This is a genomic window from Vibrio sp. 10N.261.51.A4 (genome assembly GCF_041471945.1).
In the GTDB taxonomy this organism is placed as follows: Bacteria; Pseudomonadota; Gammaproteobacteria; order Enterobacterales; family Vibrionaceae; genus Vibrio; species Vibrio crassostreae_C.
In genome coordinates this window covers 1-15236 of record NZ_JBFRPJ010000073.1, presented here as the reverse complement: position 1 = coordinate 15236, position 15236 = coordinate 1, and the positions used below count along the sequence as shown (strand labels likewise).

Below are 15236 nucleotides of genomic sequence, written 5' to 3'. Positions count from 1 at the left end.
AAGGGCTGCTATATGCAGCCCTTTTTGTATACAACGCCAATATAACTGCAGCTCAAGGTAATCAGATCGAATATTTTGCTCGTTTAAGATTTGATCTCGCGCAATGACTCTTTAGATCTGTTATCTTCCAGCACATAATTCGTGTGGTTTGCCTTTACTTGGCAAATTTATACAGTACTATCGCCACGCAAACGTTTACGTACCACCTTTTCGGTTCTGATATAAGGATCAAATATGCTGTCTGATATTGATATTTGTCGCTCTACTCCCCTTAAAAACATCAGTGAGGTTGCCAAGCAAGCTGGCCTGCACCACAACGAACATCAGCCATTAGGGCAATTCAAATCAAAAGTGTCTCTCACATCACTTGAACGCCTCGCCAACCAACAAGATGGTAAATTAGTCGTAGTCACGGCGATCACACCGACACCTCTTGGTGAAGGCAAAACCGTCACTACTATCGGATTGGCACAAGGCCTCGCAAAGATTAACCAATCGGCCATGGCCTGCATTCGCCAGCCTTCAATGGGTCCGATATTTGGCGTAAAAGGCGGTGCTGCGGGTGGTGGTTACTCTCAAGTAGCCCCTATGGAACAATTAAACCTGCATCTGACAGGCGATATTCATGCTGTTACGGCCGCTCACAACCTCGCCTCTGCCGCCATTGACGCACGTTTGTATCATGAGCAGCGTGAAGGGTTAGAAGCCTTTGAAGCGCGCTCAGGCTTAAAAGCACTGGATATCGACCCAAGCAGAATCGTTTGGCGACGTGTACTTGACCACAATGATCGCGCATTACGCATGATCACGGTTGGCAAAAACGAAGCAGATAAAACAATTAACGGCTTTGAACGCGAAGATGGATTTGATATCTCAGCCGCTTCAGAGCTAATGGCCATTCTTGCTCTAGCCAATAACCTTCAAGATTTGAGAAAGCGTATCGGACGAGTGGTACTTGCTTACAACAAACAAGGCTTGCCGCTAATCGCAGATGACTTCAACGTTGCAGGCGCAATGACCGTAACCATGAAGGATTCTATTGAACCAACATTGATGCAAACCCTTGAAGGCGTCCCTACCCTAATTCACGCCGGGCCTTTCGCGAACATCGCACATGGTAACTCTTCAATTATTGCCGATAAGATAGCGTTAAAACTGAGTGACTTTGTTGTAACCGAAGGTGGTTTTGGCTCAGACATGGGTTTTGAGAAAGCATGCAACATAAAAGCGAAAGCGTCGAACAAAAAGCCCGATTGCGCTGTGGTTGTTGCAACATTACGTGGATTAAAGGCCAACTCTGGTTTATACGATTTGAGACCGGGCACTCCATTACCAGATTCAATTTTTAATGATGACCAAGACGCGCTAATTGCAGGCTTTGAGAACCTAAAATGGCACATCAACAACGTTAAGCAATACCAAGTGCCTACAGTTGTTGCGATTAACCGATTCCCACAAGACTCAGCGCAAGAGCTCGATGCTTTGAAGCAGATGATCACCGACTTCGATCCAAGCGTTAGCGTTGAAGTAAGCGAAGCATTTGGTCAAGGTGGCGAAGGGGCAACTCAACTGGCTCACGCTGTAGTAAAAGCTTGCCAAAAACAGAGTGAATTTAAGCCTTTGTATCACTCAGAGCAAAGCCTAGAAGAAAAGCTGATGGCAGTTGCTGAAGTTGGCTATGGCGCGGCAAGTATTTCGCTATCTCCACTGGCTAAAAAACAGCTGGCTGAATTCAAACTTCATGGCTATAGCGACCTATCGGTTTGTTTGGCAAAAACACCACTATCAATCTCGACAGAAGCACACATTAAAGGTGCACCAACCCAATTTGACGTGCCTGTTAGAGAACTAAAATTGTGTGCTGGTGCTAGCTTTATTTACGCGTTGTGCGGCAATCTGATGACCATGCCAGGCTTGCCTGACAAACCGGCATTCATGTCGTTAGATATTGATAGTAATGGAAATATCGTTGGCCTAAGCTAGCTGCCCTTAGTTAGATAATCGGCAATTAATCGCGATTAATTTAGCTTAGGTTTCGGAGCAGTGTTCTATATTGAGTAATCATTTACTAACGAAGTGATTGCTCAACAATCAAGCTTAAATGCAAAAAGTTGCACTTAAATCGTAGTTATATGCGAATCTTGTCTTAACTTCTCGGTCAAGATCACATTAAAAACCCTATAAAATATATAGTATTGCGCTGATTCTTTGAGGACAGTGATGAATACAAGTATAAAAAAACTAGTCAGCCAATTTCTATGTACCATCTTTGCCCTAGGACTAGTCCCTGCCCTCTACATCAATTCTGAACTTGACAGAATTGATGCTCAGCACACTCTAAATATTAAGCAGTCTAGCCAAAATCAAATCGAATACAGCTTTCATGAACTCGCTGTTATTGTTGAGCAAATCTCTAACTCTGTTCCTTCAATCGCCGACTCTCAAACACTACTCCGAGCGATTCGAGAACCTTCTATTATCCATAAAGAAACCCTGCAAGATCTTTGGGTGATGTTAGCTCGTGGCCAAAAATACTATTCTCAGCTTCGTTACCTCGATCTAGCTGGCAACGAAGTGTTTCGCGTTAATTATAAAGACAATCAAGCAATCGTGGTTCCAGATAGTGAACTGCAGAACAAGTCTTCGCGTGATTACTATGAGGTACTACAGCAATTAAAGATTGGTGAGATTAGCTCTCGCGGTATTGATCTTGAAGTCGAAAACGGAGAGATCGTTCGCCCTTTGATTCCAGCACTACGCATTATGACGCCAGTCGCTGAAAACAACCGCATTATTGGTTACTTCATCGCAAACCTGAACATGCTTGAGATTTATAAGCGCCTTCACTATCAAATTGGTGCATCTTCTGCTGTTCCTATTATTCTCAACAAAACCGGACACATAATCATGGGGCCGGATCCTACGGAATCTTTCGGACATGTAATTGAATCACGTTCAGAGCAGACTTACGCAAAGTTATACCCTGAGCTTTGGACTGCGATTCAAGACAAGACATCTTCGAGCTATTTCGATGGTGAGAACTGGTATTTTCATTCCGACATCAGCCCTAAAATCAAACAGTTTGAAGGCCCTATTTACATGGTTCTTCACATTGAAAATCAGCAGTTCAGCAGTCAATACCGACAAGAAAAACAAGCGATCGTCGTTCAGATCATCACCTTGTCTTTCTTGATTTCGATGATCTCCGCTGGCTTCGTATTGTGGAACAGCAACCACAAGAAGAACAGTATCGAGAGCCAACTTGCTAAGGCCGCAATGAATGGCATGTCTGCCTTGGTGATTACCGACAGAAACAACCGAATCATCAAAGTAAACCAAGAGTTCACCCGTGTGAGTGGCTACGAGTTAGAAGACGTAAAAGGCCGCCAACCGTCCATGTTTGCCTCTGGTCGCTACAACGAAGAGTTCTACATCAAGATGTGGAGCATCATCAAAGAGAAAGGCATGTGGGAAGGCGAAGTGGTTAATCGTCGTAAAGACGGGTCTTTGATCACGGAAATATTGCGAATCCAAACCATTAAAGACTCGAAAGACGTGATTCAGTTTTATGTCGCTTCATTTGTGGATATAAGTAAACACAAAGAGCTAGAAAACAAACTGAGAAACCTGAGTGAAAAAGATGCCTTAGCTGGGTGTTGGAACCGCCGTAAATTCGATCTTGAGCTGCGAGATGAGTGCTCTCGTGTTAATCGTTACCCTACTCGCGAACAGTCTTGTTTAGCGATTTTGGACATAGACCACTTCAAACGCATCAACGACAGATTTGGTCACGATTATGGAGATCGCGTCATTCAAACCGTTGCTCAAGTATTACAACGAGAGTGCCGAGAAACTGATTTTGTGGCTCGTATTGGTGGCGAAGAGTTTGGCGTTATTCTGCCTCATACCACAACAGAAGAAGCTGAGTATGTACTTAACAGATTGAGAATCGCAGTCAGTATTGAGCTCGATAACGTGGTGACGGTCAGTGGTGGAATTACCAACCTGACCAACGACCCTGCTCTTAACTACAAGTGCGCCGATTTAGCACTTTATGAAGCCAAAGCAGCAGGTCGAAACAGTGTGTGCCTGTTCCTAGACAGCGAAATGAGCGAAATCGCCTAACAGAAAATCAGTATTGTTCCGCTAGGCTATTAGTTTGGCGGTTTAACAACCCAATCCTTGCAATCAGCTTGGTGCAGGATAGAACTCTAGTTTGTTCCCCTCTACCACTAGAATACAATCCATGTTCGCAGCATGAGCAGCCTGCTTACCTAGGTTCGTATCTTCAAACACAACACACTGCTTTGGCTGCAAACCCATACCAAAACACGCATCTAAGAAAGTATCCGGATTTGGTTTGTGATTCTTAACGTCTGTTGCTGTCACGAGAATATCGAGCTTACTCAAGATCTCTGTCTTATCCAGTAACTGTTCGGCACTTTTACGTTGACTGCCCGTTCCGACTGCAATCTTCTTGTTACCCAGATGCTCTAACAACAGAGAGTGAGTACAAGGGATAACGTCTCCTTTGTCTTCGATAGCCGCAAACGACGCCATTTTAAACGTAGAAACCGCTTGTGGGTCGAGCGATAAACCGTATTTGCTGTTCACCTCACCGGCTATCTTATAACTCGGCATGCCACCTAAGCTATGCAGCCAAGACGCTTCAAAATGAAAGCCAAACTCTTCAGCCGTTCGCTCCCACGCCTTTACATGTGCAGGCATTGTATCGATCAACGTACCGTCCATATCAAAGATTAATCCTTCATATGCCGTTAAATCTATTTTCATCACTACTACCACTCTTAAATAAAGTTACTGATACCATAACCAATATTCAGTATCATGGCGCCATATTACCGTTCAAAATGGATGTTTATGTTACAAATATCTAACTCTGTTTCGATTCAAGACTGGGAACTCCAGTTAACAGCGATCAGAGCACAAGGAGCCGGCGGTCAGAACGTCAATAAAGTATCGAGCGCGATACATTTACGTTTTGATATCAAGCACTCTACCCTACCTGACTTCTATAAAGAAAAGCTCCTCGCACACAAAGATAGCCGCATCACCAAAGACGGTGTGATTATCATTAAAGCGCAACAGTATAGAACTCAGGAACAAAACCGAGATGATGCTTTAGTGCGCTTGAAAGAATTGATCTTGGAAGCGACAAAGGTTCAAAAAGTAAGACGAGCAACTAAGCCGACGCGTGGCTCTCAGAAAAGACGTTTAGAAAGCAAAAAACAAAGAAGCACCACCAAACAGCTGCGTGGAAGAGTGAGCTGATGGCTTCATGCCCTCAGAGAACACATTACCCTAGAAGTATCTGTCAATTTGACTAACGAATCGATCTATTACGCTGTTTATTTGAAAGAAAGACTACTGCTTCTTTTTGACCGACAAAATCAGCTTGATCAACAACAGGCGCTCTTCGCTGGTCAGCAGACGACTGACCGCAGCTACATCTTCCGCTGTTACTTGTGATGCGCCAACAATATCAAGCACCACATCCAAATCCGTCACTTTTAAGGTTCTAGTGATTGAACGATACTGAGACATCTTGATGTCCGCCTCTCCGCGTTCAATCCTTTGATAGGTTTTTAAGCTCATTCCTGCACTCGAGGCTAACTTTTCTTGAGACAAGTTGGCTTGTTTCCTACGCTCAATCAGCGCCAATATTATGGGTTCTTGTGACATAAGCTCATCCTCAAAAGACAGTTATGTCCTAAATTCAGCAAGAAGCAGACCATATTGACTTGTGATGGTTTACATAAGCCATCAAAGCCATATTATTCGCTTGATAAAACCGTTACGTTTCATAAACCTTCACACTGATATCAGTTGTGAACGTACAGGCTAGGTAACTTGAGTATTCAAGTGTTGGGAAATAATAAAAATTGCATATTGCGAATAAGAAAGACGTCAAATTGGAAATTGCGAATCGCTATACATTGGCATTTCCTTGCATTAGTCACGCATTAGAATCAGACAATCCCCGCCCAGAAATTATTGCAATACAACATAAGCTACTCACGTACAAAGAGGTGTTGCTGCACGGGAACATGTTGGAAGGTAAGGAATTAAAGCAAGCTTTTTCTGCATTGAACGAAAATGAAAAAGGTGTGGCTCAAGGTGGGATTAAAAGCATCAATGCTGCGATAAAAGAGATGGATGAGATTCTAGAAAGATACAGCCGTAAAGCGGTTATCGAGCTGAGTAACTAGTTCTACAAGCAACTAACCAACTGCACACCTGCAAAAGTAAAAAATAAAAAGTCGACGCTATCTTTAAATAAAGCGTCGACTTGTTCAAAACATTGAAGATCTAACGTTTAACTGCTTTTCTAACACCAGCAATCAACATCAGCATCCCTAGCAAACCAAATGAAATACCTCCGCCACTGCTACCAGAGCCAGTTGACGCACTTGTCCCAGCAACAGCAACTCGTTTTGCCTCTGTCGCGGTAAACTGGAGAGTTTCCGTGCTATCATTTACCCCTTTAGTTACATCCGTAATCCAATCTTTATAATCATATACCTCTGTAAATACAGATGTTACGCCGATGTCATCACCGCAAGTAGTCGGCCCAAAACTCGTTATACCGACCTGTTCATATGTAGAGCCATTTTTCCAAAACACCGGACCACCAGAATCGCCTTGGCATGTACCCCCGTATAAGCCATTATTCGGTCCGTTACCGTTGAAACAAATTTGTTTATCAGTGACTAACGGACCGAAAACAGCTTTACAATTAAGAGTATCAACATATGTCAGGTCAACTTGTTGTAGCAATGTCGTACCATCAACATCAGTCTCGATGTCACCATGGCCAACTGCAACGAAATCATTCGCAGCATTAAGGTATGTATCAAATTGAGGGATAACAGTTTCAGCTGAGGATTGAAGGTTAAGAGAAGCTTCTAACTTTAAAATCGCAATATCATTTCTTAATAGTTGATTGATACTGTTTGAATAATCCGTTCGATAATACACCTCAGATACTCGTACTTTCTGGATGCTACCGTTAGGGAATAGAGAAGTATCTTCCAATTGAGGAACAACTACCGTGAAAAGTTGAGCATTCTCATCACCATAAATACAGTGTGCAGCAGTCAGTACATGATAGTTATCTAAAATTGTCGCACCACAGTAAGGGCCTGTTGAGTAAACACCGTCATAATCAATACGATCAATGAACAAGCTTGCCATCGAAGGAAATTCCGTGACTGAAGCGTCGCTACCATTCACAATATAGGGTGTTACACCCAAATCAGGAGTACTTTCGTCCGTGTTTTCCGTTGCCATAACACTTGATGTGTAAATTAATGGCGCTAAAAGCCCTAAAACGGCTTTACGAACCGGACTCATTGTATGGTTTACGTTCATAGTTAACTCCTTGTAACCCCTACTACTTATTTACAAAAATGATGAATCGTCACCATAACACGTCACAATCGTGATTATAGTAAGTATTTGTAACGATATCGCCACATATCTCATTTTATAAACGAATTTTAAGTAACCGTTGTTAGTGGGTAACGTTAAAAGCAATACGTTACCAAAGACATACGCTACCAAAATCAAAAAAGCCTACCGTTAGGCTTCCCAATAAAGAGAAGCAAACAATAGGCTTTCATTTAGCTTAGTGGTTTCTCTTAAAAGAGATTAGCCACGATAGTAACGCTGAGGTACGAATGGCATTTTTTCTACTGTCATTGGTAGCTTCTTGCCACGAACTTCAGCGAATACTTCAGTGCCAATAACCGCTAGGTCAGTACGAACGTAAGCCATAGAAACAGGCTTGCCCGCGTTAGGACCCGCAGTACCACTTGTTACAACGCCAATCTTGTTGTCTTCAGCATCGAACAGCTCAGCGCCTTCACGTACTGGTGCTTTAGTCTGACCAACAAGACCAACACGCTTGCGTTGAACGTCTTTAGTCGCGATTTGCTCAAGGATGATATCAGCGCCAGGGAAACCGCCTGCACGTTCACCGTCAGTACGACGCACTTTTTGGATACCCCATAAAAGGCTAGCTTCTACCGGCGTTGTTGTTGTATCTAGATCGTGACCGTACAGACATAGACCACACTCAAGACGAAGTGAGTCACGAGCACCAAGGCCAATCCACTCTACTTCTGCTTCTGATGTTAGTTTACGAGCAAGTGCTTCAGCGTGATCGTTCGGTACTGAGATTTCGTAGCCATCTTCACCGGTATAACCACTGCGGCTTACGATGCACTCTACGCCGTCGATATCGACTTTTTGAACATCCATGAACAGCATGTCTGCAACGCTTGGTTGGAAACGAGCCAGAACTTCAGACGCTTTCGGACCTTGAAGTGCTAATAGAGCGCGGTCATCAATCACTTCCATTTTTACGTCTGCAGGAAGGTGAGCCGTTAGGTGGTCGATATCTTGTGTCTTACAAGCTGCGTTCACAACAACAAATAGGTGATCGCCAAGGTTCGCAACCATCAGGTCATCCATGATGCCGCCCTGCTCGTTAGTAAAGAACGCGTAACGCTGCTTACCAGAAGGAAGGTCAATAATATCTACAGGAACCAAAGATTCTAAGACAGCAGCTGCATTTGCACCATGTAGACGAAGTTGCCCCATGTGAGAAACATCAAAAAGACCGGCAGCGTCACGAGTGTGTAAGTGCTCTTTCTTTACACCTAGTGGGTACTGAACTGGCATATCGTAGCCAGCGAAAGGGACCATTTTCGCACCCTCTTCAACGTGAAGTGCATGCAGTGGTGTTTTTAGTAGGTCTTGATTAGCGTGTTCTTGAGTCATTTTATTCTCCATGAAGCGTTGCAGGCTGTCCAAAATCGAGTCTGCCGCTTATATCTCTATTTAGAGTCGCCTCTAACGATACGGGTGAACGTTAGAAACAGTAGATAGTAAAAAGTGATGTCTTTTATATAGGCTTATATTGTTAGCGTTATAAATATGAATGACTGTACAAATCCTATACAACTCACTTTCTAAGAATTCACTTCAGTAAACTTCAATCAACATGAGTAAACCGTGTTCACTATAATAAACAAGCCTGAGTGAGTTTTACACCCTTAACAAGATTAAAACAGCTCAAAATGTGACATTTAACAATTTAAAAACAATTATTCGATACATACAAAAACGCGATATTGATGATTTTCACATCAATATCGCGTCATTTGACAAACGTTAGAAATAAAAGCAAACGTTTGCATTCACTATAAGAAATTCTAAGTTTGTTAACTTATTTTGCAGTCACCCACAAAATCAGCGCATCTTCTGCACTAGTAGAAATCAACATGTGGCCCATATTGGCATCGTAATACATGCTGTCGCCTTCGCTCATTGGTACGGGTTCGTAGAATTCTGAGTAGAACATCACATCACCGGAGATAATCATTAAGAACTCTTCACCATCGTGACGAACCCAATCATTATATTCTTCAAAAGTACGCGCTCTTACGCGGCTTTTGAACGGCATCATCTTCTTATTAGAAAGCTCAGTCGCAAGCAGTTCATGTTCGTAAGTCGGTGTTGGATGAGGTTTACCCTGGCCTGCCTTGGTTAAGTCTCGACGTCCTGTTGCGACTTTTTTCCTTGGAGGCTCAAAGAGTTGCGGCATATCAATTTGCAAACCCATCGCCAATTTTTGCATTGCTTGAAAGGTTGGCGAGATTTGTTCATTCTCGATTTTGCTGAGCGTAGAACGCGCCAAGCCAGTTCTTTGGCTTGCTTCTTCTAACGTAATCCCAAGCTTGCCGCGGATATCTTTAATACGCTGGCCTAGCCTAAGTGGTTCTATATTCTGGTCTAACGTTTCTTTCGCCAACGTTAAAGATGGGTACTCATCATAAATGTCTTCTGACATAGGTCCCTCATTATTTTCTTACTTCCTGTCTATTCATTTCATTGTTGCATGAAGCGCTTTGTTGATTAAAGAGCACACACAGAAATAAAGCGTGCTCCCTGTAGCAAAACGAGAAAAGTTGTTTCCTATTGGAAATTTTTGTTGAAAATTGATTTTATCAGAGCTATGTTATCGACTTGTTAGATGAAGAGATGCTACTTCAGCTTGCAGCAAATGATAGATTTAACATTTGTAAGAGCTGTTTTTTACCCGAACTTTTTGGGAAACAATTCGTGCTGCATTGACCCTACAACGATCGCTTAGACGCTGTAAGAGTATATTTATAACGCAATTCACGTTTATCTATACCTACATAGCGCAAACGATACCGATGCAGAAATCAACGTAAGACTTAATGGACTATAAAAACAATCACCATTAGCTTAATGAAAGGTCTCGACAATGAACGCTTACCAAAACCATAGCTTAGACAGTTTTTTCTCTACGAACCTATCTGCGACTGACGACGCAGTATTTGCTGGAATCCAAGCAGAGAACACTCGTCAAAACGAACAAATCGAACTTATTGCTTCTGAGAACATCGTTTCTAAAGCAGTAATGCAAGCTCAAGGCACTTGCCTAACCAACAAATACGCTGAGGGCTACCCAGGTCGTCGTTACTACGGCGGTTGTGAGCACGTAGATACAGTAGAAGCTATCGCAATCGAACGCGCTAAGCAGTTGTTCAAATGTGAATACGTAAACGTACAGCCTCACTCTGGCGCTCAAGCAAACGGCGCAGTTAAACTTGCCCTACTTCAACCTGGCGACACTATCCTAGGTATGTCTCTTGACGCTGGTGGTCACCTTACACACGGTGCACGTCCTGCAATGTCTGGTAAATGGTTCAACGCAGTTCAATACGGCGTAGACCGCGACACTCTTGAAATCGATTACGAAGCAGTTCGCGCTTTAGCTATCGAAAGCCAACCTAAAATGATTATTGCTGGTGGTAGTGCTATCCCACGCGTTATCGATTTCGCTAAGTTCCGTGAAATCGCTGACGAAGTTGGCGCAATCCTAATGGTCGATATGGCACACATCGCGGGTCTTATTGCGACAGGTGCTCACCCTAGCCCACTACCACACGCTCACGTTGTTACGACAACAACGCACAAGACACTTCGTGGCCCACGCGGCGGTATGATTCTGACTAACCACGAAGACATCAACAAAAAGATCAATTCTGCAGTGTTCCCTGGCCTACAAGGCGGCCCACTAATGCACGTTATCGCGGCTAAAGCAGTAGCATTTGGCGAAGCACTTGGCCCAGAATTTAATACTTATATTGATTCAGTGATCGACAACGCAAAAGTTCTTGCTGAAGTGTTGCAAACTCGCGGTTGTGACATTGTGACTGGCGGAACAGACACGCACCTAATGCTGGTTGACCTTCGCCCTAAGGGCTTGAAAGGTAACGTAACTGAAGAAGCATTAGAACGTGCAGGGATCACATGTAACAAAAATGGCATACCATTCGACACAGAGAAGCCTATGATTACTTCGGGTATTCGTTTAGGTACGCCAGCTGGAACCAGTCGTGGTTTTGGCACTGAAGAATTCAAACTTATCGGTGAATGGATCGGCGATGTACTTGATGGCTTAGTTGAAAGCCCTGAAGGCAACGCTGAAGTTGAGCAACGTGTTCGCAAGCAAGTTAAAGAGCTTTGCAAACGCTTCCCTCTTTATCGTTAAACCGTTTTTAAGATTTAAATTAAAACCTCATAAATTTTTGGAGAATAAGCAATGGACAATACACTAAAGTTTGCAGACAGCCACGAGTGGGTAAAAGACAACGGTGACGGTACTGTAACTATCGGTATTTCTGAGCACGCTCAAGAGATGCTAGGTGACGTTGTGTTTGTTGACCTGCCTGACACTGGAGACGAAATCGAAGCCGGCGAAAGCTTCTCTCTAGTTGAATCAGTGAAAGCAGCTTCTGATATCTACGCACCAATCTCTGGCGAAATCGTAGAAATCAACGAAGAATTAGAAGATAGCCCTGAGTTAATTAACGAAGAATCTTATGAAGGTGGTTGGATTGTTAAAGTGAAGATGTCTGATGCGTCTGAACTAGACAACCTTAAGGATGCGGAAGAATACCTAAGCTCTATCGAAGAAGACTAATAGGTTCCTCATTACGATAAAGCTGCTCTTTAGAGCAGCTTAATTTTAGGGGCTAGCTCACGGCTCCAAAGAGAAAGTAGAACATATCATGACTGAATTACTTCAAAGCCAATTACTAAAAGACTTGGGTACTCAAAACGAGTTTGTTGCTCGTCATAACGGCCCTAATAAAGCAGACCAGCAGAAAATGCTTGATGCGATCAACGCGACTAGCTTAGACGCACTGATCGACGAAACGGTTCCTGCACAAATCCGTCTTGAAAAACCAATGACACTTGCTGCGCCACTGAGCGAAATGGACATGCTGACCTCTCTTAAAGAGATCGCTAACCTAAACCAAGTGAAACGTACTTTCATTGGCCAAGGCTACTACAACACATTCACTCCAAACGTTATTCTACGTAACGTTTTAGAGAACCCAGGCTGGTACACAGCTTACACACCATACCAACCAGAGATTTCTCAAGGTCGTCTTGAATCTCTACTAAATTACCAACAAATGGTAATGGACCTAACCGGTATGGAAATCGCGAACGCATCCCTTCTTGATGAAGCGACAGCGGCTGGCGAAGCGATGACACTGTGTAAGCGTGCTGGTAAAAGCAAGAGCAAAGTATTCTTCGTTGCTGACGATGTTCACCCTCAAACACTAGAAGTTGTTAAAACTCGTGCTGAGTACATCGGTTTTGAAGTAATGGTTGGTGCTCTTGAAACACTTCCAGAGCAAGACGTATTTGGTGCGTTAGTTCAATACCCTGGTACAACAGGCGAAGTTCGTGATCTAACAGACATCATTGCGAAAGCTCAAGCAAACAAGACTCTTGTAACGGTTGCAACTGACCTACTTGCTTCTGCTCTACTTAAGCCAGCTGGCGAAATGGGCGCAGACGTAGTAATCGGTTCAGCGCAACGTTTCGGCGTTCCTATGGGTTACGGCGGTCCACACGCTGCATTCATGGGTACTCGTGAAAAGCATAAGCGTACAATGCCAGGTCGTGTAATCGGTGTTTCTATCGATACTCACGGTAACCAAGCGCTACGTATGGCAATGCAAACTCGTGAGCAACACATCCGCCGCGAGAAAGCGACATCGAACATCTGTACAGCTCAAGCACTTCTAGCAAACATGGCGTCTTTCTACGCGGTTTACCACGGTGCAGAAGGCCTACGTACTATCGCTCGTCGTACACACCACATGACAGCTATCCTAGCGGCTGGCCTGACTAAAGCGGGTTACGAGCTAACAAACAACAGCTTCTTCGATACCATCACAATCAACTCTGAAGAGAAGACAGATGCACTGTACGCGAAAGCACAAGCAGCAGACATCAACTTGCGCCTTCTTAAAGGTAAGATCGGTATCAGCTTAGATGAAACAACCACAGTCGACGACGTGAATGCCCTATTCGCTATCTTCGACGTAAAAGAAGACGTTCAAGCGCTATCTTCTGACATTGCATCAAATGAGTTTGCGGCAATTCCAGAAAACTGTCGTCGTGAATCAGAGTTCCTAACTCACCCAGTGTTCAACACGCACCACAGCGAAACGCAAATGATGCGTTACCTAAAACAGCTTGAGAACAAAGACTTCTCACTAACGCACGGCATGATCCCACTGGGCAGCTGTACGATGAAGCTGAACGCTGCTGCTGAGATGATTCCAGTAACATGGCCTGAGTTTGGTTCAATTCACCCATTCGCACCTCTAGAGCAAGCGGCGGGTTACACAGCACTAGCAAAAGATCTTAAAGAGAAGCTATGTGAAATCACCGGTTACGACGATTTCTCACTACAGCCTAACTCTGGAGCATCTGGCGAATACGCAGGTCTAATCGCGATTCAACGCTACCACGCAAGCCGCGGTGAAGGTCACCGTAACGTTTGTCTGATTCCAAGCTCGGCGCACGGTACTAACCCTGCAACAGCATCAATGGTTTCTATGAAGGTAGTGGTTGTTAAGTGTGATGAAGATGGCAACATCGACATGACAGACCTAGCAGCGAAAATCGAGAAGCACAAAGAAAACCTATCAAGCATCATGATCACTTACCCTTCTACGCACGGCGTATACGAAGAGCAAGTGAAAGAAGTGTGTGAACAAGTACACGCAGCGGGCGGTCAGGTTTACCTAGACGGCGCGAACATGAACGCTCAAGTAGGTCTAACTTCACCTGGCTTCATCGGTTCAGACGTATCTCACTTGAACCTACACAAAACATTCTGTATCCCACACGGTGGTGGCGGGCCGGGTATGGGTCCTATCGGTGTTAAATCGCACCTAGCACCTTTCCTACCAGGTCACATCGAAAACGGTGTACAAGGTTCTGACTACGCGGTATCAGCAGCAGATTTAGGCAGTGCTTCAATTCTACCTATCTCTTGGGCTTACATCGCGATGATGGGCGAACCTGGCCTAACAGACGCAACGAAAGTAGCGATTCTGAACGCGAACTACGTGATGGAGAAACTACGTCCTCACTACCCTGTTCTTTACCGTGGTACTAACGGCCGCGTAGCGCACGAATGTATTATCGATATTCGTCCGCTTAAAGAAGACACAGGCATCAGCGAAGAAGATATTGCTAAGCGTCTAATGGACTTCGGTTTCCACGCGCCTACGATGTCTTTCCCAGTAGCTGGCACACTAATGGTAGAGCCAACTGAATCAGAAGATTTAGAAGAGCTAGACCGTTTCTGTGAAGCGATGATCGCAATCCGTCACGAAATGGCAGCAGTAAAAGCGGGTGAATGGCCACTAGACAACAACCCTCTAGTGAACGCACCGCACACGCAAGTTGACCTTTCAGGCGCAGAGTGGGATCGCCCTTACTCTCGCGAACTTGGTTGTTTCCCATCTAAAGCAACGAAGAACTCTAAGTACTGGCCTACTGTTAACCGTGTAGACAACGTATACGGCGACCGTAACCTAATCTGTTCTTGCCCAAGCATCGACAACTACGAAGACTAATTCGTAGCGTGTCACATCACAATAAAGTTTGTGACTAGATTAATTAAGTCTGTGACCGCAATTAAGTTTGTGACGTAAACCATATAGAAAAGCGAACCGAATGGTTCGCTTTTTTCGTCGTTGTATCGGTCTCTTTGGCCACCGCGTTCAATTATGGACTAAAAGTACAAAAGGCTTGTACATCCGTTAGCTTGTCTCATGAGTCTTAGGTAAACGCCCCATGAA

The 15236-nt window shown here is 44.1% G+C and carries 12 protein-coding genes; 7 read left to right on the top strand and 5 right to left on the bottom strand.

What is annotated here, in order from left to right:
- Nucleotides 1-234: 234 nt before the first annotated feature.
- Both AB4384_RS16315 and AB4384_RS16310 read left to right on the top strand, forming a co-directional pair.
- Nucleotides 235-1983: a formate--tetrahydrofolate ligase gene (locus AB4384_RS16315; RefSeq protein WP_372129817.1), complete on the top strand. Its 1749-nt coding sequence runs from the start codon at nt 235-237 to the stop codon at nt 1981-1983.
- A gap of 237 nt (nt 1984-2220) precedes the next feature.
- Complete coding sequence (locus AB4384_RS16310) at nt 2221-4125, top strand: diguanylate cyclase (protein ID WP_065584255.1); 1905 nt, start codon at nt 2221-2223, stop codon at nt 4123-4125.
- Between the two features lie 63 nt (nt 4126-4188).
- Here the strand turns inward: AB4384_RS16310 and AB4384_RS16305 are convergent, their stop codons facing one another.
- Nucleotides 4189-4794 carry a beta-phosphoglucomutase family hydrolase gene (locus AB4384_RS16305; RefSeq protein WP_017069882.1) on the bottom strand — a complete coding sequence of 202 codons (606 nt, stop codon included), beginning with the start codon at nt 4792-4794 and terminating at the stop codon, nt 4189-4191.
- Nucleotides 4795-4881: 87 nt separating this feature from the next.
- On the opposite strand from AB4384_RS16305, the gene arfB reads away from it, so the two are divergent.
- On the top strand, nt 4882-5292 hold the full coding sequence (gene arfB, locus AB4384_RS16300; protein ID WP_017059842.1) for an alternative ribosome rescue aminoacyl-tRNA hydrolase ArfB: 411 nt from the start codon (nt 4882-4884) through the stop codon (nt 5290-5292).
- Nucleotides 5293-5385: 93 nt separating this feature from the next.
- On the opposite strand, the gene AB4384_RS16295 is transcribed toward arfB, so the two are convergent.
- Entirely contained in the window at nt 5386-5703 is a 318-nt protein-coding gene (locus tag AB4384_RS16295; RefSeq protein ID WP_017059843.1) for a helix-turn-helix transcriptional regulator, read from the bottom strand.
- Nucleotides 5704-5903: 200 nt separating this feature from the next.
- Here AB4384_RS16295 and AB4384_RS16290 point away from each other — a divergent pair, with 200 nt between their 5' ends.
- The gene (locus AB4384_RS16290) at nt 5904-6230 is read left to right on the top strand and encodes a hypothetical protein (protein WP_029236416.1); all 327 of its coding nucleotides are present in this window, start codon (nt 5904-5906) and stop codon (nt 6228-6230) included.
- A 100-nt stretch (nt 6231-6330) separates the two neighbouring features.
- On the opposite strand, the gene AB4384_RS16285 is transcribed toward AB4384_RS16290, so the two are convergent.
- The 3 genes from AB4384_RS16285 to AB4384_RS16275 form a co-directional block, all read right to left on the bottom strand.
- Nucleotides 6331-7392, bottom strand: coding sequence for a trypsin-like serine protease (locus AB4384_RS16285; protein WP_372129816.1), 1062 nt, complete (start codon nt 7390-7392; stop codon nt 6331-6333).
- A gap of 279 nt (nt 7393-7671) precedes the next feature.
- Nucleotides 7672-8805: a glycine cleavage system aminomethyltransferase GcvT gene (gcvT, locus tag AB4384_RS16280; protein WP_372129815.1), complete on the bottom strand. Its 1134-nt coding sequence runs from the start codon at nt 8803-8805 to the stop codon at nt 7672-7674.
- Between the two features lie 448 nt (nt 8806-9253).
- Complete coding sequence (locus AB4384_RS16275; RefSeq protein WP_017105927.1) at nt 9254-9877, bottom strand: helix-turn-helix domain-containing protein; 624 nt, start codon at nt 9875-9877, stop codon at nt 9254-9256.
- 441 nt (nt 9878-10318) lie between these two features.
- Here AB4384_RS16275 and AB4384_RS16270 point away from each other — a divergent pair, with 441 nt between their 5' ends.
- The 3 genes from AB4384_RS16270 to gcvP all read left to right on the top strand — a co-directional run bounded on the left by AB4384_RS16270 (nt 10319) and on the right by gcvP (nt 15011).
- The gene (locus AB4384_RS16270) at nt 10319-11611 is read left to right on the top strand and encodes a serine hydroxymethyltransferase (protein ID WP_059018605.1); all 1293 of its coding nucleotides are present in this window, start codon (nt 10319-10321) and stop codon (nt 11609-11611) included.
- A 51-nt stretch (nt 11612-11662) separates the two neighbouring features.
- Nucleotides 11663-12043 carry a glycine cleavage system protein GcvH gene (gene gcvH / locus AB4384_RS16265; RefSeq protein ID WP_017105929.1) on the top strand — a complete coding sequence of 127 codons (381 nt, stop codon included), beginning with the start codon at nt 11663-11665 and terminating at the stop codon, nt 12041-12043.
- An 88-nt stretch (nt 12044-12131) separates the two neighbouring features.
- Nucleotides 12132-15011 carry an aminomethyl-transferring glycine dehydrogenase gene (gcvP, locus tag AB4384_RS16260; RefSeq protein ID WP_372129814.1) on the top strand — a complete coding sequence of 960 codons (2880 nt, stop codon included), beginning with the start codon at nt 12132-12134 and terminating at the stop codon, nt 15009-15011.
- Nucleotides 15012-15236 lie beyond the last annotated feature (225 nt).

Bases quoted from the DNA above. Each gene is read 5' to 3' on its own strand.
- AB4384_RS16315 (WP_372129817.1), top strand. From the start codon at position 235: ATGCTGTCTGATATTGATATTTGTCGCTCTACTCCCCTTAAAAACATC.
- AB4384_RS16310 (WP_065584255.1), top strand. From the start codon at position 2,221: ATGAATACAAGTATAAAAAAACTAGTCAGCCAATTTCTATGTACCATC.
- AB4384_RS16305 (WP_017069882.1), bottom strand. From the start codon at position 4,794: ATGAAAATAGATTTAACGGCATATGAAGGATTAATCTTTGATATGGAC.
- arfB (WP_017059842.1), top strand. From the start codon at position 4,882: ATGTTACAAATATCTAACTCTGTTTCGATTCAAGACTGGGAACTCCAG.
- AB4384_RS16295 (WP_017059843.1), bottom strand. From the start codon at position 5,703: ATGTCACAAGAACCCATAATATTGGCGCTGATTGAGCGTAGGAAACAA.
- AB4384_RS16285 (WP_372129816.1), bottom strand. From the start codon at position 7,392: ATGAACGTAAACCATACAATGAGTCCGGTTCGTAAAGCCGTTTTAGGG.
- gcvT (WP_372129815.1), bottom strand. From the start codon at position 8,805: ATGACTCAAGAACACGCTAATCAAGACCTACTAAAAACACCACTGCAT.
- AB4384_RS16275 (WP_017105927.1), bottom strand. From the start codon at position 9,877: ATGTCAGAAGACATTTATGATGAGTACCCATCTTTAACGTTGGCGAAA.
- AB4384_RS16270 (WP_059018605.1), top strand. From the start codon at position 10,319: ATGAACGCTTACCAAAACCATAGCTTAGACAGTTTTTTCTCTACGAAC.
- gcvH (WP_017105929.1), top strand. From the start codon at position 11,663: ATGGACAATACACTAAAGTTTGCAGACAGCCACGAGTGGGTAAAAGAC.
- gcvP (WP_372129814.1), top strand. From the start codon at position 12,132: ATGACTGAATTACTTCAAAGCCAATTACTAAAAGACTTGGGTACTCAA.